The organism is Conexibacter arvalis (assembly GCF_014199525.1).
Classification (GTDB): domain Bacteria; phylum Actinomycetota; class Thermoleophilia; order Solirubrobacterales; family Solirubrobacteraceae; genus Conexibacter; species Conexibacter arvalis.
This window is the reverse complement of sequence record NZ_JACHNU010000005.1, coordinates 41,032-61,674: the sequence shown is the minus strand read 5'-3', so window position 1 is coordinate 61,674 and position 20,643 is coordinate 41,032. Positions and strand designations below refer to the sequence as shown.

Below are 20,643 nucleotides of genomic sequence, written 5' to 3'. Positions count from 1 at the left end.
CGTCCGGTGGTCGTGGAGACCCTCACGCGACCGGAGCGTCGCGTCGGCGCTCCCCCGCAGGCGGCGGCGGGGCGGCGCGGCGGCGCGGCGGCGCGGCTCAGGGCAGCAGCTTGCCCGGGTTCATCACGCCCGCCGGGTCGAGGTGGGACTTGACGGCGCGGAGCAGCGCGACGCCCGGCTCGCCGACCTCGTCCGCCAGCCAGGGGGCGTGGTCGGCGCCGACGGCGTGGTGGTGGGTGATCGTGGCGCCGGCGGCGGCGATCGCGTCGCCGGCCGCGCGCTTCGCGGCGCGCCATTGGCCGACCGGGTCGGCCGAATCCTGCCGGGCGATCACCGAGAAGTAGAGCGACGCGCCGGCGGCGTAGAGGTGCGAGATGTGGCAGGCGACCAGCGGCGTCGCGTCGGCGAGCGCGCCGCGCAGCGCCTCGCCGACGGCTGCATGGACCGCTTCGAGATCGCGCCAGCTGGTCGCCGTCTCCAGCGTCTCGACGACCAGGCCGAGCGGCAGCAGCTCGTCGCGCAGGCGCGGCGCTCTGAAGCGACCGCTGCGCCACGACGCCGCCGCCTCCTCGCCGAGCGGGACGGCGCCGGCCTCGCGCAGTAGCGCCGCCGTCGCGAGCGCGCGGCCGGCGACGTCGGCCTCGCTCCCCTCCCAGCCGACCAGCAGCAGACAGCCCTCACCCGCCTGCTCGCCGGCGGTCGCGACTCCGAGCGCGGTCTCGGCCTCGTCGGAGAGCCGCGCGAGATCGGGGCGCGGGCCGTCCTGCGCCAGCCGCCGCAGCAGCGCGGTCCCGGCGGCGAACGAGTCGACCCGCCAGCCCTCGTGGCGGCGGACCTGCGGCAGCGGACGGATCCGGACGGTGACCTCGGTGATGACGCCGAAGGCGCCCTCGGAGCCGAGCAGCAGCTGGCGCAGGTCGGGCCCGGCGGCGCTGCCCGGCGCACGCCCGAGCGAGAGCGTCCCTGCCGGGGTCACCGCGCGCAGCCGCTCGACGAGCGCGTCGAAGCGGCCCCAGCCGGTCGACAGCTGGCCGGCCGAGCGGGTCGCGGCGTAGCCGCCGATCGTCGCCCGCTCGAAGCTCTGCGGAAGATGGCCGAGCGTGAAGCCGCGCGCGGCCAGCAGCGCCTCCGCGCGCGGACCGGTGAGGCCGGCTTGGAGCGTCGCGGTGCGGGAGACCTCGTCCAGCTCGACGAGGCGGTCGAGCCGGCGCAGGTCGAGTGCGACGACGGCCCCGAACGGCCCGCGCTCGGGCGCGACGCCGCCGACGACGCTCGTGCCGCCGCCGAACGGGACGACCGCGACCGCATGCTCGGAGGCCGTCGCCAGCACCGCCGCCACCTGCCGCTCGTCGGCCGGCTCGACGACCGCGTCCGGCGGCGCCGGCGGACCGTCCGCCGCGCTGGCGCGGCCGCGCCGGACCAGGTCGAGGTACGACATCCCGTTCGCGTGCGCCGCCCGAGCCGCGTCGTCGGTGCGGACGTGGTCGGCCCCGACCGCCGACGCGAGGGCGGCATGAGCGGCCGAAGAGAGGGGGCTCGGCGGGAGAGCGGACGCGCCGTCCCGGGCCGCCCCGCCCGCGGCAGCGCCGCCGCCATTCGCGGCGCGCTCGTCGCCAGTCGCGACGACGTCTGCGCGCTTCGTGGCCGCATCGCCGCCGTCGATCGCGCCGTCGATCCCGAAGACCTGCGCGATCAGCGCTCGCACGCGCGGGCTGACGAGCGGCTCGGCGCCGGGCGCCGCCCAGGCGGCGGCGGGGTCGTCGGGGAGCGTGAAGTCGGCGAAATCGACCATGGGTCGATGTTACAGTCGCGGCCGGTTTGTATCACTCGGTTGGCGGGGCGACCGGCGGCCCACGGCACCCGAGCGGCGCCGCGGCCGCGGGCGAGACGACCGGCGGCCCACGGCACCCGAGCGGCGCCGCGGCCGCGGGCGAGGCGACCGGCGGCCCACGCGCCCGAGCGCACCCGCGGCCGCGGCCGCGTTACGCCGCCGCCGGCTGCAGCACGCCGGCGAGCTGGCGGCGGGAGCGGATGCCGAGCTTGCCGTAGGAGCGGCCGAGGTGCATCTCGACCGTCTTGTGGGTCACCCACAGCGACTCGGCGATCTGGCGGTTGGTGAGGCCCTCGGCGGCCAGCTCGGCGACGCGGCGCTCGGCCGGCGTCAGCGCCTCGACGCCGGACAGCAGCTCGCGGCGCGGCTGCGCGCCGGTCGCCTCCAGCTCCTCGCGGGCGTGGCGCGCCAGCCGCGTCGACTCGGTCCGGGCCGCGAGGTCGAGCGCCCGCCGCAGCGGCTCGCGCGCGTCGCGGCGGGCGCCGCGGACGCGCAGTCTCGCCCCGAGGTCGTGGAGCGCCCAGCCCAGCTCCAACCGGTACGGCGTCGGCTCGAGCACCGCGACCGCCTCGCGCAGCCCGTCGATCGCGTCGTCGCCCTCCAGCGCGAGCGCGCGCACGAGCAGCGCCGAGCCGAGCGCGCCGTCGAGCCCCGCCGCGCGCGCGACCCGCACGTCGTGGTCCATCAGCGCCAGCGCCTCCGCGCGCTCGCCCTTCGCCGCCAGCAGCTCGGCGAGCCGCAGCCGCTGCAGCGCGGCGTGCGGGGAGCGCCAGCCGCGCGCGTCGCAGAGCGCGACGACGCGGCGCAGGTCGGCCTCGGCCTCGTCGAAGCGGCGCTGGAGGAAGCGGACGTAGCCGCGCGTCGTGAGCGCGAACGGCTCGATGTACGTGTCTCTCGCCGCCCCCATGTCGACGTCGATCTCGGCCGCCGCCTCGTCGAGCCGGTCGAGGTGGACGAGGTTCTCGGCGACGATCGCGGCGATCGCCGTCGTCGTCAGCTCGACCCCCATCTCGCGGACGGCCTCGAGCCCCAGCCGAGCGCGCGCCGCCCCCGTCGCGACCGAGCCGAAGTCGCGATGCCAGTAGGCCCACGCATGCTCGATGAACGGGTTGACCGGCAGGCCGCGCTCGCGCACGAGCCGCTCGCCGTCGCGCAGCACCTCGGCGCACGGCTCCGGCGCCTCGGCGAAGCGGAAGGCGTGGGTCGTCAGGTTCCAGGTCGAGCTGGCCGGGCCGATCTGCTCCAGCAGCGCGCCGCCGGCATGGGCGCGCGCGGCCCGCTCGAGCACCGCGGCGCGCGGGCGGCCGGCGCAGGCGTCGTCGACGGCCAGGTGGGCGAGCATCACCGGCGAGGCGTCGGGGTCGTCGCGGCCGGCGGCGAAGCGGGCCTCCCGCTCGGGCGCGAAGGCGTCGACGAAGATCAGCGCCTCGATCGCGAACGCCTCCAGCCGCAGCCGCAGCGCCGGGTCGCGCGCCTCGTCGAGTCCGCGCGCGACCTCGTCGAGCGCCGCGGCGGGATCGTTGTTGACGAGGTAGTTGCCGAGCGAGGCGCGGGCGCGGGCGGCGTCGTCGCCGACCAGCCCGCCGTCGAGCGCCTCGCGCAGCCGACCGGCCGCGGTCGGCCGCTGCATGCGCGCCTCCAGCTCGCCCAGCTCCAGCAGGACCCGCGGGCGCAGCTCGCGCGCAGGCGGCTCGGCGAGCGCCCGCGCGAGCAGGTCGACGGCCGTCTCGGGGGCGCCCTCGGCGGTCGCGGCCGCGGCGGCGGCGCGCAGATCGGCGACCGCCTGGGCGTCGGCGGCCGGCTCGGCGGCGAGCCAGTGGAGCGCCGTCTCCGCCGGGCGGGCGCCGCGCTCGCGCAGCCGCGTCGCGGCGAGCCGGTGGAGCCGCATCCGGTCGACCGGCGGGGTCGCCTCCAGCACCGCCGCCTTGACGAGCGGGTGGACGAAGACGAAGCCCTCGCGCACGACCCTGGCGAGCGCGAGCCGGTCGAGCGCCGCGCGGCAGGCGTCGGCGTCGAGGCCGGCGAGCGCGCCGACGTCGGCCGTGCTGCCGCGCTCGCCGACGACCGCCGCCGCGCGCGCGACCGCGACCGCGTCGGGTCCGAGCGCGAGCAGCCGCCGCTCGATCGCGGGCGCGACGCCGGCGGCGCCGAGCTCCGCGGCGCGGGCGCTGTCGGCGGCGGTGCCGGCGAGACCGAGCGCGTCGGCCTCGCGCGCGAGCACCGACAGCAGCAGCGGGTTGCCGCCGGTCGCCTCCAGCGCCGCGTCGCGGAAGGCGGCGTCGGGGGCGCTGCCGAGGGCGTCGGCGAGCAGCTCGCCGGCGGCGTCGGAGCCGAGCGGCGCCGGTCGCAGGACGCGCGCCGCGGGGCCGCCCGCCAGCACGCGCAGCAGCTCCGCGGGCGCGCCCGGCTCATGCGGGCGCAGCGCGCCGGCGACGGTCGCGCGCAGCCCGTCGAGCCGCCGTGCGAGGTACTCGAGGAAGCGCAGCGACGGCACGTCGGCCCAGTGCAGATCGTCGACGAGCAGCGCCAGCGGCCGCTCCTCGGCGAGGTTGGCGACCAGCCAGTAGAGGCCGTGGAGAACGGCGTAGCCGGCCTCGTCGGCGCGATCGCCGCGCTCGGGCGCCAGCACCAGCGCCGCGTGCGCGGCCGCCCCCGACAGCAGCGCCGCGCGCCGCTCCGGGCCCGCGGCCGCGAGCAGCGGGTCGAACAGCTGCAGCACGACGCCGAAGCCGAAGCCGCGGTCGAGCTCGCTGGCGCGCGCCTCCAGCACGAGCGCGTCCTGCGCCGCGGCGCGCTCCCGCACGTGGTCGAGCAGCGCGCTCTTGCCGATCCCCGCCGGCCCCTCGACCAGCGTCAGCGACCCGCTGCCGGCCGCGGCGCCGGCCAGCGCCGCGTCGAGCGCGGCGACCTCCTCACCCCGTGCCACCAGCGTCCGTGCCATAGGCGCGGCATCATCGCCGATTTCCGACCCCCGCCGGGAGACCTCTGTCATCCAACTGCTGCTCACCAACAGCTGGATGACAAAGGTCCCGGGTGCGGCGGGGCCCCGGTTATACCTTTGGGATGAAGACGGCCGTGTCGATCCCCGACGATCTCTTCCATCAGGCCGACGCGCTCGCGGACAGGCTCGGCAAGAGCCGCAGCGAGGTCTACCGCGAGGCGCTGGCCGACTACGTCGCGCGCCGCGACCCCGGCGCCGTCACCCGCGCCTTGAACGAGGTCGCCGACGAGCTCGCCGCCGAGCACGAGCGGTTCGGCGCCGAGGCGGCGCGCCGCACGCTCTCCGACAGCGAATGGTGATCAGCCAGGGCGATGTCTGCTGGGCGTCGCTCGACGACCCGGTCGGCTCCGCGCCCGGCTTCCGTCGGCCGGTCGCCGTCGTGCAGGGCGACCCGTTCAACGCGAGCCGCATCGCGACGGCCGTCGTCGTCCCGCTCACCAGCGATCTCCGTCTCGCGGCGGCGCCAGGCAACGTGCTGCTGCCGGCCGAGCGGACCGGCCTGCCGCAGGACTCGGTCGCGAACGTCTCGCAGATCACGACCATCGATCGCATGCTGCTGTCGGAGCGCGTCGGCCGGCTGTCGTCGGGTGACCTGCGCCTCGTGCTGGCGGGGATCGACGTCGTGCTCGGCCGCGGCTGACGGCAGCGGTACCGCGGCGAATCGACGTCGCCCTCCGCCGCCGCCGCTGACGCGGCGGCGGGTCAGCGGACGGGCCGCCGCGAGTGGTCAGCCGCCCCGCCGGGCGCGGTAGCGGCGGATGAGGGCGTTGGTGGAGGAGTCGTGGGACAGCTCGGGCTCCTCGGGCGACTCCAGCTCGGGGATGATCGCGTTGGCGAGCTTCTTGCCGAGCTCGACGCCCCACTGGTCGAACGAGTCGATCCCCCAGATCGCGCCCTGGACGAAGACCTTGTGCTCGTACAGCGCCACCAGCGCGCCGAGCGTCGCGGGGTCGAGGCGGTCGGCGAGGATCGTGCTCGTCGGGCGGTTGCCCTCGGTCACGCGGTGCGGGACCTGCTCGGCCGGCCCGCCCTCCGCCGCGACCTCCTCGGCGGTGCGGCCGAACGCCAGCGCCTCGGTCTGCGCGAAGAGGTTGGCCATCAGCAGGTCGTGGTGGCGGCCGAGCCGGTGGGCCGGGCGGGCGAAGCCGATGAAGTCGGCCGGCACGATCCGCGTCCCCTGGTGCATCAGCTGGTAGAAGGCGTGCTGGCCGTTGGTGCCCGGCTCGCCCCAGACGATCGTGCCCGTGTCGCGTCTCACGGGGTTCCCATCGAGGTCGACGTGCTTGCCGTTCGACTCCATCTCAAGCTGCTGGAGGTAGGCGGTGAAGCGCGACAGGTACTGGGCGTACGGCAGCACCGCGACCGTCTCGTGGCCGAGCAGGTTGCCGTTCCAGATTCCGACGAGCGCGAGCAGGACCGGCAGGTTGCGCTCGAACGGCGTCGTGCGGAAGTGCTCGTCCATCGCGTGGAAGCCGCCGAGCATGGCGCGGAAGGCCTCCGGCCCGATCGCGACCATCAGCGACAGGCCGATCGCCGACGGGTACGAGTAGCGGCCGCCGACCCAGTCCCACAACTCGAACATGTTGTCGACGTCGATGCCGAACCTGGCGACCTCGGCGGCGTTGGTCGAGACGGCGACGAAGTGCTTGGCGACCGCCGACTCCTCGCCGCCGAAGGCCGGCGACGACAGCAGCCAGTCGCGCGCGGTGTGGGCGTTGGTCAGCGTCTCCAGCGTCGTGAAGGTCTTCGAGGCGACGACGAACAGCGTCTCCTCGGGGTCGAGGTCGCGCGTCGTCTCGGCGAAGTCGTCGCCGTCGACGTTGGAGACGAAGCGGCTGACGATGTCGTGCCGCGCGACGTCGGCGAGGGCGATCGTCGCCATCGCCGGCCCAAGGTCCGAGCCGCCGATGCCGATGTTGACGACCGCTCTGATCGGCTTGCCGGTGTGGCCCTTCCACTCCCCGGAGCGGACCCGCTCGGCGAACGCCGCCATCTTGTCGAGCACGGCGTGGACGGCCGGGACGACGTTCTCGCCGTCGACCTCGATCACCGCGTCGCGCGGGGCGCGCAGCGCCGTGTGCAGCACCGCGCGGCCCTCGGTCACGTTGATCTTCTCGCCCGCGAACATCGCGTCGCGGCGCGCGGCGACGCCGGCGACCTCGGCCAGCTCCAGCAGCAGCCGCACCGTCTCGTCGACGATCAGCTGCTTGGAGTAGTCGAGGTAGAGCCCCGCGCCCTCGGCCGCGAGCCGCTCGCCGCGGCCGGGGTCCTGCGCGAACAGCTCGCGCAGGTCGACCTCCCCCAGCTCGTCGCGATGGCGCTCCAGCGCCGCCCAGGCGGCCTCCGTCGCCGCGCCGATCACGCGGTCAGCGCCTTGCTCTTGTCGGCGATCCGCTCCAGCAGGCTGCTCCACGACGTGACGAAGGCGTCGGCGCCCTCGACCTGGAGCCGATCGGCGAGCGCGTCGACGGAGGTCCCGGCCGCCTCGAACGCCGCCAGCACCTCCTTGGAGTCGCCGCCGTCACGCGCGAGCGGCTCCCCCACCTTGCCGTGGTCGGCGAAGGCGAGCAGCGTCTTCTCCGGCATCGTGTTGACCGTCAGCGGCGAGGCGAACGCCTCGATGTAGAGCGTGTCGGAGGCCTCCGGGTCCTTCGTCCCGGTCGACGCCCACAGTGCCCGCTGCGGCCGCGCGCCCTCGTTCATCAGCCGCTGCATCCGCGCGGAGGCGAGCAGCTCGAGGTAGGCGACGTACGCCTGCTGCACGACCGCGATCCCGAGCCGGTTCTTCATCCCCTCCGGCGCGGAGTCCTTCACCGCGACGTCCCAGCGGCTGATGAAGATCGACGCGACCGACTCGACGTGCGGGTTCAGCCCCGCCGCGACGCGCCGCTCGATCCCTCTCAGGTAGGCGTCGGCGGCGGCGAGGTACTGCCTCGCGTCGAACAGCAGCGTCACGTTGACCGGGACGCCGGCGAAGATCGCCTCCTCGATCGCGGGCAGGCCCTCGGGCGTGCCGGGGATCTTGATGAAGAGGTTGGGCCGGTCGCCGCGGTCGTGCAGCTCCTTCGCCTGCGCGAGCGTCGCGGCGGTGTCGCGCGCCAGCAGCGGCGAGACCTCCAGCGAGACGAAGCCGTCGACGCCGGCGGTCTTGTCGTGGATCGGGCGGAAGAGGTCGGCGGCGCGCGTGATGTCGTCGAGCGCGAGGTCGAAGAACGCCTCCTCCCCGCTTCTGCCGGCCGCCGCCGAGGCCGCGATCGCCTCGTCGTAGGCGGAGCCGCCGCCGATCGCGTTGTCGAAGATCGTCGGGTTGGAGGTCAGCCCGGTCACGTCGCGCTCGGCGATGTGGGCGGCGAGCGTGCCGTCGTCGAGCATCTCGCGCGTGATGTTGTCGATCCAGAGGCTCTGGCCGAGGTCGTGCAGCGCTCTGGTGGGGGTCATCGTGTCGTTCCTCTCGGTTCGTGCCAGCAGTCGTCGCGCGGCAGGAGGCGGTCGGCCTCCGCCGGCCCCCAGGTGCCCGGTCCGTAGACGTGCAGCGGGGTCGTGTCTCCCAGGATGCCACCGACGACCCTCCACGCGGCTTCCACCGTGTCCTCGCGCGCGAACAGCGTCTGGTCGCCGCGCATCGCGTCGCCGAGCAGCCGCTCGTAGGGCGGCAGCGCCTGCGGCTCGAAGCGCTGCGCGACGAGCTGCACGTCCTCGCCGACCATCGCCTCGCCCGGCCGCTTCGCGCGCGCGCCGAGCGCGAGCTCGACGTCGGGGCTGAGCGTGAAGCGCACGTGGTTGCGCTCCGTGTCGGCCTCGCGGTCGAAGATCGTCGCCGCCGGGTGGTTGAGCGTGACGAGCACCTCGGTCGCGGTGACCGGCAGCCGCTTGCCGGCGCGGATCAGGAACGGCACGCCAGCCCAGCGCCAGTTGTCGACGGCCAGCCTCACGGCCGCGAAGGTCTCGACGGTCGAGTCGGCGGCGACGCCCGGCTCGTCGCGGTAGCCGTCGAACTGGCCGCGCACGACGTCCGCGGGCGCCAGCGGCCGGATCGAGGCCATCAGCCGCGCCTTCTCGTTGCGGATCCCGTCGCGGGCGTTCGGGCTCGGCGGGTCCATCGCCAGCAGCGCCAGCACCTGCAGCATGTGGTTCTGGACGACGTCGCGGATCGCGCCGGCCTGCTCGTAGAAGGCGCCGCGGCCGGCGACGCCGAACGACTCGGCCATCGTGATCTGGACGGAGCGGACGTGGTCGCGGTTCCAGATCGGCTCCAGGAAGGCGTTCGCGAAGCGGAAGTAGAGGAGGTTCTCGACCGGCTCCTTGCCGAGGTAGTGGTCGATGCGGAAGATCCGCGACTCAGGGAAGACCGACGACAGGGTCGCGTTCAGCCTGCGGGCCGATTCGAGATCGCGCCCGAACGGCTTCTCGACGACGACGCGAGCGCCGTCGGCGCTGCCGGAGGAGCCGAGCGCCTCGACGACCGTGCCGAACAGCGACGGCGGGATCGCGAGGTAGTGGAGCGGCCGTCTCGCCTCCCCCAGCTCGCGGCGCAATGCCGCGAACGTCTCCGGGTCGCCGTAGTCGCCGTCGATGTAGCGGAGCTGCGCGGTCAGCTGCGCGAAGGCGTCGTCGTCGACGCCGCCGTGCTCGCTGAGCGAGTCGTGCGCCCGTCTGCGCAGGTCCTCCAGCGTCCAGCCGGCCTTCGCGACGCCGATCACCGGCGCGTCGAGCTTGCCGTGGCGGATCATCGACTGCAGCGCCGGGAAGATCTGCTTGTAGGCGAGGTCCCCGGTCGCGCCGAAGAAGACGAGCGCGTCGCAGGGCTCGCGGGCGGAGTCGGCCATCGGCTCTACGCTCTCTTCTCGGCGTGGCCGCCGAACTGGGCGCGCATCGCCGATTGGACCTTGTTGGCGTAGAGGTCGAGCTCGCGCGAGGCGAAGCGCGAGTAGAGCGCGTTCGTCAGCACCGGCGCCGGCACGCCCTCCTCGACCGCCGCGAGCGCCGTCCAGCGGCCCTCGCCGGAGTCCGAGACGCGGCCGGAGAAGCCGTCGAGGTCGGGGTCCTCGGCGAGCGCGGCCGCGGTCAGGTCGAGCAGCCACGAGGCGACGACGCTGCCGCGCCGCCACACCTCGGTGACCGCCGACAGGTCGATCTTGTACTGGTAGGCCTCGGGGTCGGTCAGCGGCGCCGTCTCGGCGTCTATCGCGTGCTCGCGCAGGCCGACGTCGGCGTTCTTGATGATGTTCAGCCCCTCGGCGTAGGCGGCCATCATCCCGTACTCGATCCCGTTGTGGACCATCTTCACGAAGTGGCCGGCGCCGGCCGGGCCGCAGTGGAGGTAGCCGGCCTCGCCGGGGTGCAGCTCACCCGCCTTGCCGGGCGTGCGCGGCGCCGCCTCGACGCCGGGCGCGAGCGAGGCGAAGACCGGCTCCAGCCGTCTGAAGGCGGCGTCGTCGCCGCCGACCATCAGCGAGTAGCCGCGCTCGAGGCCGAAGACGCCGCCGCTGGTGCCGGCGTCGACGTAGTGGATGCCGCGCTCGGCGACCTCCTTCGCGCGGCGGATGTCGTCGCGGTAGTAGGAGTTGCCGCCGTCGACGATCGTGTCGTCGGCGTCGAGCAGCGGGACGAGGTCGGCGAGCGTCGCGTCGACGACCGCGGCCGGGACCATCAGCCAGACGTTGCGCGGCGTGTCGAGCTTGGCGACGAACTCCTCCAGCGTCGCGGCGCCGGTCGCCCCCTCCCCGGCGAGCTGCGCGACCGCCTCCTGGTTGCGGTCGTACGCGACGGCGGTGTGGCCGTCCCGCATCAGCCGGCGCACCATGTTCGCGCCCATCCGGCCCAGTCCGACCATGCCGAGCTGCATCCGCTCCGCTCCTTTCCCGCCAGTCACGCCGGCGCCTCTGTGCTGCCGTCATCTCCAGCCTACGTGGCGGGGCGGCTCGCGTCTCGGTCGGCGCCCGCCGATTCGGCCCGACTGCACGGGTTCTTCGCGCGAACCGACCGAATTCCCCCCGTTCGTGGGGGCGCGGCGCCCGACGAGCGGGGCGTCCGCACGCGGCGCGCCGCAGATCGTCCCGTTCGAGAAGGTCTCGAACGCTACGCTTCTGCGATGGCCACGAAAGCCGTCTCAGACGCCGCCGCGGCGACGCGCGAAGCGGAGCCGCTGAGCACCAACCTCTGCTGGCTGCTGTCGCGCGCGAGCTTCACGCTGACGACCGAGCTGATGGCGCAGCTGGAGCGGATCGGTCTGTCCCCCCGCACCCACCAGGTGCTGATCGCCGCCGCCGACGGCGGCCGCACCCAGAGCGACCTCGTCAGAGCGGTCGGCCTCGACAAAACGACGATGGTCGTGACCGTTGACGAGCTGGAGCAGGCCGGCCTCGCGGAGCGCCGCCCCTCCCCGACCGACCGCCGCGCGCGCGTGATCGAGCTGACGCCTGCCGGCCGCAGAAAGCTGCGCGAGGCCGACGCGATCATCCACCTGGTCCACGAGGACGTGCTCTCGACGCTCCCGGCGAGCGACCGCGAGACCTTCCTCGACGCGCTCGCGACGCTCGTCGGCGGCCGTCTGGCCGAGCCGGCGGCGACGACGCAGCCGGTCAGACGGCGCGCGCGGCGCGGCAGATAGATCCGCGCAAGATAGTTTTGTACAAGACGATCTGGTACGGTCGCTTTCATGACCGAACCCGTCGTCGCATCCGACATCCCGCGGCCGGCCGCCGCCGCGCCGCGAACCCGCTGGACCGCGCTGATCGCCCTCTGCGCCGGCTTCCTGATGATCGTGCTCGACACGACGATCGTCTCCGTCGCGCAGGCATCGATCCAGCAGGAGCTCGACTTCTCGCAGGCGGGCCTCGCCTGGCTCGTCAACGGCTACCTGATCGCGTTCGGCGGCCTGCTGCTGCTCGCCGGCCGCGTCGGCGACCTGCTCGGCCGCAAGCGCGTCTTCCTCGGAGGGCTGTGGCTGTTCCTGCTCGCGTCGCTGCTGTGCGGGCTGGCCCGCAGCCAGGAGACGCTGATCGCCGCCCGCTTCGTGCAGGGCGTCGGCGGCGCGTTCGCCTCCTCGGTGATCCTCGGCATGATCGTCGCGCTCTTCCCCACGGCGCGCGAGCGCGGGCGCGCGATCGCGATCTACGCCTTCGTCGGCTCGGCCGGCGCCTCGCTCGGGCTGGTCGCCGGCGGCCTGCTCGTCGACGCGCTCTCGTGGCACTGGATCTTCTTCGTCAACCTCCCGATCGGGCTGGTGACGATCGCGGTCGCCGCGCGCGTGCTCGAGCGCGACGAGCCGCTCGGTCTGCGTGCCGGCGCCGACGTGCCGGGCGCGCTCCTGATCGTCGCCGCGCAGATGCTCGGGATCTACGCGATCGTCGCGGCCGGCGAGCACGGCTTCGGCACCGCCCGCACGCTGCTGCTCGGTCCGCTCGCGCTCGCGCTGCTCGGCCTCTTCCTGCTGCGCGAGACGCGCGCCGCCCACCCGCTGATGCCGCTGCGGCTGCTGCGGGTCCCCGACCTCGCGGCCGCCAATCTCGTCCAGGCGCTGGCCATCGCCGGCATGTTCGGGATGCAGTTCATGCTCGCGCTCCAGCTCCAGCTCGTGCTCGGCCTCTCGCCGCTGCAGGTCGGCTTCGCGATGGTCCCGATCGCGCTCGCGATCGGCGCCACGTCGCTCGGCTTCACCGCGCGGCTGATGGCGCGGATCGGCCCGAAGGCGACGGCGCTGCCGGGGCTGCTGCTGATCGCCGCCGGCCTGCTGTGGCTGCAGCGCGCCCCGGCCGACGGCAGCTACTGGCTCGACGTCTTCCCGGCCCTGCTGCCGCTGGGGATCGGCGGCGGGCTGCTGATGCCGGCGCTCTCGACGCTCGCGATGGCGAACGCGCCGACCGCCGACGCCGGCCTCGCCTCCGGCCTGGCGAACACGACCCAGCAGATCGGCGGCGCGATCGGGCTGGCGGTGCTGGCGACCGCCTCGGCCTCCCGCTCCGACGCGCTGCGCGACGGCGGCGCGAGCGCGGCCGAGGCGCTCGCCGGCGGGATCGGCCTCGCCTTCGCGATCTCGGCCGCGCTCGCGCTCGTCGCCGGGGCGGTCGCGCTGCCGCTGCTGAGCGGACGGCCGCGGGTCGGGCGGCGGCGCGCGGCGACCGCGGCGGCGCGCGGCGCGGCCTCCCCGCGCACGTGAGCGGCGCGGCCGGCGCGAGGCCGGCTACGGCTGCAGGCAGCCCCCGGCCGCGTTGACGTAGCCGCCGCCGGTCGGGACGTGCTGCGCCTGGTTCGTGCCCGGCTGGATGGCGTTCAGGTAGCTCAGGATGGCGGTCGTGTCGCGCGGCGTGCCGCTGTAGCCGGGCAGCTGGATCGTGCTCTGGTCGCGCTGGCGCAGCCAGATCCCGTAGCCGCCCGCGGCGGTCGCGCCGTCGAGCTGGTTGGCCGGCGGCTGCCCGAGCGCCACGCAGAGGGTGCCGCCGTCGTCGGCGGCGGCACCGCCCGCGACGGCGGTGATGCCGTCGACCGGCTGGCCGCCGCCGTCCGGGTTGGCGAGCGTGTTGCCGACCACCGTCGCGTGCAGCGCGCCTCTGCCGTCGTTCTGGATCAGCGCGATCCCCGCCGTCGCGTAGCGGCGGATCGTGTTGCCTTCGAGGCGGACCCGCACCGTCGCGTCGCCGTTGGAGCGGATCCCGACGCCGTTGCCGCTCCAGGCGCCGGATCCGGCGATCGCCGCGGCGCCGATGCTGTTGCCCAGCAGGCGGGCACGGATGGTGACCGCCTGCGAGTCGGTCAGCGAGCCGGGCGTGTCGATCGTGATCGCCTCGCCCGCGGCGCCGGTGATCATGTTGTCGGAGAGCGTGACGTCCCAGCTGCCGGTCCCGCCCGGGTTGACGGTGAGCCCGCCGCCGTGGCCGCCGCCTCCGACCGCGTTGGCGACCTTCGCCAGCGACACCGTCGCGGTCACGGTCGCGTTCGACGCCGGCCCGCTCGTCAGCTGGACGTGATCGCCCGCGCTGTCGCTGACGGTGACGCCGTCGACCGTCACGCTCCGGGCGCCGCCGTCGGCCGAGTAGCGGATGCCGTCGTCGCCGGCGCGCAGGATCGACAGCGATCTCAGCTGCGCGCTGACGTCGTGCAGCAGGACGGCCGCGCCGGTCGTGTCCTGGATCACGCCGCCGCTGCCGTCGCCGCCGGCCCCGGTGACGCTGAACGCACCGGCCGTGCCCGCTCCGTCGACGACGATCGCGTTCGTCCCGCCGGTCTGCGTGACGGAGCGCAGGGTGACGCCGTCGGCGCCGATCGTCGCTCCGGCGATCCGCACCGCGGTGCCGCCGCCGTTCGAGGCGATTCGGTTGTTGGCGCCGGTGACGGTGACGGTGCCGCCGCTGCCGGTCGCCTCGAGACCGGCGCCGGTGGTCGTCGCGACGCCGAGGTTGCCGCCGGTGAGGGCGAGCGCATGACCGCCCCCGGCGGTGAACCTGATCGCCGCGCCGGCGCCGGTCGAGAGCGCCACGTCGCTGGTGAAGGTCGTCGTGCCGCCGCTGCTGCCGCTCAGCACGATGCCGCCGCCCGCGTCCGCGCCGTCGGTGACGGAGCCACTGAGGGTGACGGCGCCGCCGGTGCGGTTGAGCACCTCGGCGCTGAGGCCGCTGCCGTCGCCGATCGTGCCGCCGTACTCGACGGTGCCGGCGCCGCCGTCGACGGTCAGCTCGGAGACGATGTGGCCGGAGAGCGCGCCGCCGGCCGCTCTGAACGAGCCGGTCGCGCCGAGGCCGGCCAGACGGAGGCCGTGGCTGCCGCCGGAGGAGCTCGCGCTCGCCAGCTCGATCCGCGGCGGGCTGCTCAGCGCTCGCGTCGAGGCCGTCACGACCGCCGTGCCGCCGGCGGAGACGGTCGACGTCGGACCGCCGACCTCCAGCCCCTCGGAGCTGGCCAGCGAGAGGCCGACGCCGCCGGTCTGGATCGCGAGCGACGGGATCGACAGCGAGCCGCTCCCGTCGGTGACGGAGATCCCGGTCTCGGCGCCGGCGGTGGTGACCGCGACCGAGCCGATCGCGCCGCTGGTCCGCGTGCCGCCGAAGGCGAGCCCGGCGCCCGCCTCGACCGTCACGGAGTTGGTCCCGCGGAAGTCGACGGCTCCGGCGCCGAGCAGCGCGATGCCGGTCCCGCCTCGGGCCGTGACCGCGACGCTATCGACGGTCCACGTCCCGCTCGTCCCGTCGAGCACGAGGCCGCTGCCGTCGTCGCTTCTGATCGCCAGATCGCGCAGCGTGCCGCCGACGGCCGAGGCGGTGCCGCCGATCGCGCGGGCGCCGGCGGCGGTCGCGCGGATCGCGAGGCCGGCGACGACGTTGCCGGAGGCGAGCGTGACGGTGCCGGTCAGCTGCGGGCGGGCGCCGGGCGTGCCCGCGAGCAGCTCGGCGCCGTCGACCGTCAGCGTCTCGGACTCGCCCAGCAGCCGCTGGCCGGCGAGCAGCGCGACGCCGCCGCCGAGCCCGTTCGCGCTGCCGTCGCCGTGGAACACGTAGATCGTGTCGGCGGCCGCGTCGGCGGCCGTGTCGGCCGCGGCGAGCGTGGTGAACGGCATCTCGGCGCGGCCGTCGCCGCCTGCCGGCGCCGCGTTGTCGACGTAGAAGACGCGCTTCTCGATCGTCACCGTCAACGTCGCGGTCGTCGTGGCGGCCGGGCTGCCCTGGTCGGTCACGACGAACTCGATCCGCTCGCTGCCGGTGACGCCGGCGGCGGGGCGGTAGGTGTAGCTGCCGTCGGCGTTCCAGGCGACCGCGCCGCCTCTGTCGCCGGTCGCCTGCGAGGCGGCGACGTCGACGCGCAGCGGGCCGGGGCCGTCGACGTCGGAGGCGCCGGTCAGCACGTTGGCCGCGGCGCCGGTCGCCGTCGTCGCCGGCAGTCCGGCCGGCGCCGTGGTGCCGGAGTACAGCGGCGTGTTGCCGACCGCGCTCGCGCTCGCGTCGGGCACGATCGGCGCGTCGTTGACCTTCGCCACCGTGATCGTCGCCGTCGCGCTCGCCGTCGCGTCGACGGCGCCGCCGTCGTCGACCGTGAACGTCACCGTGCGCGCCGTCTCCGACGGGTCCTCGGAAACGTTGGCGTAGGTGACCGAGCGCAGCGCGGCGCGGTAGTCGGCGACGCTCGCCGTGCCGCTCAGCGTCAGTCTGCCGCTCGCTCTGTCGAAGGCGCCGGCGATCCCGTTCTGGTCGACGAAGCCGAGCTCGTCCTCGGCGGCGGCGTGGCCGGCGCCGATCGTCACCGTCGCGCCGCTCAGCGTCGGGCTGTCGCCGTCGGTCAGCGTGAGCGCCGAGTCGATCGCGGTCGCGGGGTCGTTCTCGGTGTAGGCGAGCGTCGCGCCGGAGGCGATCTGCGGCGCGTCGTTGACGGCCGTGACGGTCACCTGGCGGGTTCTCACGGCGCTCGCGTCGCTGCCGTCGGAGACCTGGAAGGAGACGGTGCGGGGCGCGGTCGACGGGTCGATCGTGTCGGCGTTCAGGTAGCGGATCGAGCGCAGCGCGTCGCGCCATTGGTCGACGGTCGCCTCGCCGGTGAGCGACAGCGTCCCCGTCGCGGCCGACCAGATGCCGGTGATGCCGTTCTGGTTGATGAACGCCAGCTGGTCCTCACCGGCGGCGAACCCGCCGACGATCTCGACCGTCCCGCCCGTCAGCAGCGCGCTGTCGGGGTCGGCGATCGTCAGGCCGGGATCGACGGCGACGCCGGTCATGTCGTCCTCGACGTAGGAGGCGCTGCCGTCGCTGGTCGTCAGCGCCGGCGGGTCGTTGACGGCGGTGACCGTCACCGTCGTCGTCGCGGCGCCGGTCAGCTGGCCGTCGCTCGCGGTGAAGCGAAGCGTTCGCGCCGCGGTCGACGGGTCATCGCTCGTGTTGCGGTAGGCGACCGTCCGCAGCACCTGCTGGTAGTCGGCGACCGCCGCCTCGCCGGTCAGCTCCAGCGCGCCGGCGGCGGCGTCGAAGTCGACCGCGATCGACGTGGCGCCGGCGTCGGCCGACAGCACGTCCTCGCCGGGCGCGTGGCCGGCCTCGATCGTCACGGCGGCGCTCGTCAGCCTCGCGCTGTCGGCGTCGGTCACGGTCAGGGTCGCGTCGACAGGCGTCGCGGTGTCGTTCTCGGTGTAGGAGAGCCCACCGCCCGGCAACGTCACCTCCGGCGCGTCCCCGAACGTGATCGACTTCGTCGCCGCTGCCGAGCTGCGCGCGTTCTCGACCGTGAACGAGACCGTGCGGGCGCTGCTGTCCAGCAGCGCCCCGGAGTGGCGGTAGGCGACCGAGCGCAGCGCCGTCTGCCAGTGGGCGAGCGAGGCCGCGCCGGTCAGCGTCAGCGTGCCGGTGAGCGCGTCCCAGCTGCCGCTGATGCCGCTCTGGTCGGCGAAGACGAGCGCGTCGGCGCTCGCCACGTAGCCGGCGGCGATCCGGACGGTCGCGCCGGTCAGCTGGACGTCGTCAGGGTCGGCGACGGTCAGGCCGCCGTCGACGGCGACGTCGCCGCCGCTCCAGACGGTGGCGCCGCCGCTGGTCGTCACGACCGGCGCGTCGTCGAGCAGGTCGAACGCGACGGTCGTCGTCACGGGCGTCCCGCTTCCGGTCGCGTCGGCGGCCGTGAACGAGACGGTGCGGGCGCCGGGCGCGGGGTTCGCGCTCGTGCTGCGGAAGCGCACGGTGCGCAGCGCCGCCTGGTAGTCGGCGACCGAGGCCGATCCGGTCAGCGCCAGCGTCCCGCTGGCGCCGTCCCAGCTCCCGGCGATCCCGCGCTGGTCGTCGAACAGCAGCTCGTCGCCGGCGGCGTCGTAGCCGTCGCCGATCGCGACCGTCGCGCCGGTCAGCTGCGCGCTGTCGGGGTCGACGACCTCGACGGCCGGGTCGACGACGACGCCGGCGTCGCCCTCGGCGTAGGTCGGCGCACCGCCGCCGGCTCTCAGGCGGGGCGGCGTGTCGACCGCGGTCACCCCCACTCCGACGAGCAGCTCGTCGCTCCAGACCTCGCCGTCGCTGACGCGGAAGCGGATCGCCCGGTCGGTCGTCGTCGGGTCCTCGCTGAGGTTGCGGTAGCGGACCGACCGCAGCGCCGCCTGCCACGCGGCGACGGAGGCGGACCCGGTCAGCTCCAGCACGCCGGCAGCGGCGTCGAAGCTGCCGGTGATGCCGGCCTGGGCGTCGAAGACCAGCTCGTCCTCGGCCGGGAAGTGACCGGCTCCGGCGAGGGCGACGGTCGCCGAGGCGAGCGTCGCGCTGTCGGCGTCGGAGACCGTCAGCCACGGCGCGACGGCGACGGCCGGATCGCCCTCGGTGTAGGCCGCGTCGACGGCGGCGCCGCCGAGCACCGGCGGATGGCGGCGGTCGACCTCCAGGCCGCGCGTCGCCGGCGCCGACGCGGCGCCGCCGCCCTCGACGACGAAGCGCAGCGTGCGGGGAGCCTCCGACGGGACGGCCAGCGGCGTGTCGAAGGCGACCGTGCGCAGCGCCGCCTGGTAGGCGGCGAGCGACGCGGCGCCGCTCAGCGTCAGCGTCGCGGCGGCGGCGTCCCAGTCGCCCGCGATCCCGTTCTGGTCCGTGAATGAGAGGCGGTCGCCGCCGGGCTCGTAGCCGTCCGCGATCGTCACCGTCGCGCGGTCGAGCTGCTCGTCGTCGACGTCGGCGACGGTCAGCGCCGGGGCGACGACGACCGGCGGGTCGCTGTCCGTGTACCGCGCGGCGCCGGCGCCGGGGTCGACGACAGGCGGGTCGTCGACCGGCGTGACGGTCACGGTGACGGTCGCCGTCGCGCTGCCGCCGCGGCCGTCGGAGACGGTGTAGTCGAAGGTCGCGATCCCGTTGAAGTCGGCAGCCGGCGTGAAGGTCCGCTGCGCGCCCTCACCGGTGACCGCGCCGCCGGGCACGTGCGCAGCGGTCGTGTACGTGAGCGGGTCGCCGTCGGGGTCGGCGCCGGCGAGCGCGACGGCGACCGTCGTGTCCTCCTCGGTCTCGACGGAGACCGGCGCGGCCGTCGGGGCGGCGTTCGCCGGGCCGGGCGGCGGCGGATCGATCGGGAGCGGCGGCTTCGGCGGCGGCGGCGTTCCCGGCTGCGGCGCGGACGGCAGCTGCGCCGGCGGGACGACCGTGTAGCCGGGCGTCTCCAGCAACGGGCGCGGCGCGTCGCCGATCGCCTCGACGAGGCTGCCCTCGCCGCAGAGCGCGTAGGCGCGGCGCAGCATCCACGCCAGGAACGACGGCGCCAGCCCGCGCGCGCGGGCGGCGAGCGCGGCGTCGACCTCGGCCGCGTCGTCGCGGAAGCAGCGCAGGCCCTGCAGGCCGCGGTTGGAGAACTCGAGCAGGCCGTCGGCGTTGTAGCCGTTGCGCAGCCGCGTCCCGTCGATCGCGACGAGCGTCGGCAGCGCGGCGAAGCTCGTCTCGCCGGCCCGCGACGAGGAGAGGAACAGCTTCAGGTTGGGCAGGTCGTCGAGCCGGCGCAGGAAGCCGCCGGAGCCGGGCGCGTCGAGCAGCAGATGGAAGCGGGCTCCGGGGTTGGCGGCGATCAGCGCGCGCAGGCTCGCGGCGGTCACGACCTGCTGCTCGACCCTGCCGTCCCGCCGGCCCTTCACGCCGACGCTGATCGCCGGCTCGCCGCGCAGGTAGCCGCCGCCGGCGACGTACAGCAGCAGCTCGCCGCAGCCGCGCCGCGCGATCAGCCGCTCGACGTAGCGCCGCAGCGTCGTGCCGGTCGCGACGCGGTAGCGGACGCTGACGAAGCGGCCGTCGGCGCCGGCCAGCTCGTTGAAGAAGCCGCCGAGCAGCGCGCGCGTGCGGTCGAAGGAGCTGGCGTCGAAGAAGTTGCCGAGCGTGTCGCCGACGCGGATCGCGCAGGCGCCCTCGTCGGCGAGCGCGCCGGCGACGCGGCGCTGCGCGGCGGTCGGGACGGTCGTCGCGCCGGCCGCCCCGGCGAGCGGGCCCAGCAGGGGCGGCGCGACGGCGCCGAGCGGGCCGCTCGCGCTCGCGGCGAGGCCCCTCGACCGCGCCGTCGTCTGCGGCCGCTGCGGCCGCCACAGGCGCGTGAAGGCGTGGGCGCGCGGGTCGCGGTAGCCCGCATGGCTGCGCAGGAACCACGGCATCCGGCCGTTCAGCAGCGGCGGCCACGAGAACCGTCTGGAGACCGTCACGCGTCCGCTGCGGACGCCGACGAGCACGACGCGGCCGCGGTGCTGGTAGGCCTGGAACGGCGCCTCGTCGGCGTAGAAGAACCACGCCGGCTCGGCGCCGACGCGCGCCACCCGCGGCGCCCTGACGACCTGAACCGCGGCGGCGTCCAGCAGCTTCGCCCGCGTCCGGGATCCGCGCGCGAGCGCGCGCGGGAGCCGCTCGAGCCCGGCGGAGGCGATCCGCGTCCCCGGCTTCAACGGCGTGCCGCCGCGAAAGACGATCAGCGGCGCCTTCCCGCGCCCCGCTCTCAGCGCGCGCAGCGCCGCTCGCTGCGCCGCGGCGCGGGTCGTGCGCGCGGCCGCCGCCCCTGACGCGACCGGCCCGCCGCCACGCGCGGCGCCGCTCGTCGCGGCAGCCGCCGCCGACGCGACCGGCGCGCCTTCCCGCGCGCGATCGCTCGCCGCGGCGGCCGCGGGCGCGGCGGCGGCGACGCAGGCGAGCGCGACGAGCGCGCAGGAGAGGCGCGCGAGCGAGGCGTGGCGCGCGACGGCGGGGTTGCAGAGCACAGGCGAGTCCGTTCGGAGGCGGCGACCGATCAGCGCTCGCCGAGCGGCGACGCGCCGAAAGGGTATATATCGGCGCTCGCGGACGGCTGCGCCAGAGGTCGCGGACGGATGTTCCACCGCGCCAGCCCGGATCGGCCGATT

The 20,643-nt window shown here is 75.5% G+C and carries 11 protein-coding genes; 4 read left to right on the top strand and 7 right to left on the bottom strand.

The genetic code is table 11. The features are described from left to right. Positions 1 to 97: 97 nt before the first annotated feature. Positions 98 to 1,792, bottom strand: a complete 1,695-nt coding sequence (locus tag BDZ31_RS16800; RefSeq protein ID WP_183343512.1) for an FAD-binding oxidoreductase — start codon at positions 1,790 to 1,792, stop codon at positions 98 to 100. Positions 1,793 to 1,982: 190 nt separating this feature from the next. Next, positions 1,983 to 4,772, bottom strand: a complete 2,790-nt coding sequence (locus tag BDZ31_RS16795; protein ID WP_183343511.1) for an ATP-binding protein — start codon at positions 4,770 to 4,772, stop codon at positions 1,983 to 1,985. Positions 4,773 to 4,894: 122 nt separating this feature from the next. On the opposite strand from BDZ31_RS16795, the gene BDZ31_RS16790 reads away from it, so the two are divergent. Both BDZ31_RS16790 and BDZ31_RS16785 read left to right on the top strand, forming a co-directional pair. Continuing rightward, positions 4,895 to 5,131: a CopG family ribbon-helix-helix protein gene (locus tag BDZ31_RS16790; protein ID WP_183343510.1), complete on the top strand. Its 237-nt coding sequence runs from the start codon at positions 4,895 to 4,897 to the stop codon at positions 5,129 to 5,131. Next, entirely contained in the window at positions 5,125 to 5,472 is a 348-nt protein-coding gene (locus BDZ31_RS16785; protein WP_183343509.1) for a type II toxin-antitoxin system PemK/MazF family toxin, read from the top strand. The genes BDZ31_RS16790 and BDZ31_RS16785 overlap by 7 nt, the downstream gene beginning before the upstream one ends. Before the next feature lie 87 nt (positions 5,473 to 5,559). Here BDZ31_RS16785 and pgi read toward each other — a convergent pair whose 3' ends face one another. From pgi to gnd, 4 genes are read right to left on the bottom strand one after another with little or no spacing between them, the layout of a single operon-like run. Further along, a complete protein-coding gene (gene pgi / locus BDZ31_RS16780; RefSeq protein WP_343075612.1) occupies positions 5,560 to 7,194 on the bottom strand; it encodes a glucose-6-phosphate isomerase in 1,635 nt (544 codons plus the stop codon). Further along, the gene (tal, locus tag BDZ31_RS16775; protein WP_183343508.1) at positions 7,191 to 8,270 is read right to left on the bottom strand and encodes a transaldolase; all 1,080 of its coding nucleotides are present in this window, start codon (positions 8,268 to 8,270) and stop codon (positions 7,191 to 7,193) included. The genes pgi and tal overlap by 4 nt, the downstream gene beginning before the upstream one ends. After that, a complete protein-coding gene (gene zwf / locus BDZ31_RS16770) occupies positions 8,267 to 9,658 on the bottom strand; it encodes a glucose-6-phosphate dehydrogenase (protein WP_183343507.1) in 1,392 nt (463 codons plus the stop codon). The genes tal and zwf overlap by 4 nt, the downstream gene beginning before the upstream one ends. Positions 9,659 to 9,663: 5 nt before the next feature. Then, positions 9,664 to 10,677 (bottom strand): phosphogluconate dehydrogenase (NAD(+)-dependent, decarboxylating), encoded by a 1,014-nt coding sequence (gene gnd / locus BDZ31_RS16765; protein ID WP_183343506.1) that lies wholly within the window; start codon positions 10,675 to 10,677, stop codon positions 9,664 to 9,666. A 246-nt stretch (positions 10,678 to 10,923) separates the two neighbouring features. On the opposite strand from gnd, the gene BDZ31_RS16760 reads away from it, so the two are divergent. Both BDZ31_RS16760 and BDZ31_RS16755 read left to right on the top strand, forming a co-directional pair. After that, positions 10,924 to 11,442, top strand: a complete 519-nt coding sequence (locus BDZ31_RS16760) for a MarR family winged helix-turn-helix transcriptional regulator (RefSeq protein WP_183343505.1) — start codon at positions 10,924 to 10,926, stop codon at positions 11,440 to 11,442. Positions 11,443 to 11,490: 48 nt separating this feature from the next. Beyond that, entirely contained in the window at positions 11,491 to 12,990 is a 1,500-nt protein-coding gene (locus BDZ31_RS16755; RefSeq protein WP_183343504.1) for an MFS transporter, read from the top strand. A gap of 24 nt (positions 12,991 to 13,014) precedes the next feature. On the opposite strand, the gene BDZ31_RS16750 is transcribed toward BDZ31_RS16755, so the two are convergent. Next, positions 13,015 to 20,502: a tandem-95 repeat protein gene (locus tag BDZ31_RS16750; protein ID WP_183343503.1), complete on the bottom strand. Its 7,488-nt coding sequence runs from the start codon at positions 20,500 to 20,502 to the stop codon at positions 13,015 to 13,017. Positions 20,503 to 20,643: the final 141 nt, after the last annotated feature.

Coding starts and splice junctions, on each gene's coding strand:
- BDZ31_RS16800 (WP_183343512.1), bottom strand. CDS start 1,792: ATGGTCGATTTCGCCGACTTCACGCTCCCCGACGACCCCGCCGCCGCC.
- BDZ31_RS16795 (WP_183343511.1), bottom strand. CDS start 4,772: ATGGCACGGACGCTGGTGGCACGGGGTGAGGAGGTCGCCGCGCTCGAC.
- BDZ31_RS16790 (WP_183343510.1), top strand. CDS start 4,895: ATGAAGACGGCCGTGTCGATCCCCGACGATCTCTTCCATCAGGCCGAC.
- BDZ31_RS16785 (WP_183343509.1), top strand. CDS start 5,125: ATGGTGATCAGCCAGGGCGATGTCTGCTGGGCGTCGCTCGACGACCCG.
- tal (WP_183343508.1), bottom strand. CDS start 8,270: ATGACCCCCACCAGAGCGCTGCACGACCTCGGCCAGAGCCTCTGGATC.
- zwf (WP_183343507.1), bottom strand. CDS start 9,658: ATGGCCGACTCCGCCCGCGAGCCCTGCGACGCGCTCGTCTTCTTCGGC.
- gnd (WP_183343506.1), bottom strand. CDS start 10,677: ATGCAGCTCGGCATGGTCGGACTGGGCCGGATGGGCGCGAACATGGTG.
- BDZ31_RS16760 (WP_183343505.1), top strand. CDS start 10,924: ATGGCCACGAAAGCCGTCTCAGACGCCGCCGCGGCGACGCGCGAAGCG.
- BDZ31_RS16755 (WP_183343504.1), top strand. CDS start 11,491: ATGACCGAACCCGTCGTCGCATCCGACATCCCGCGGCCGGCCGCCGCC.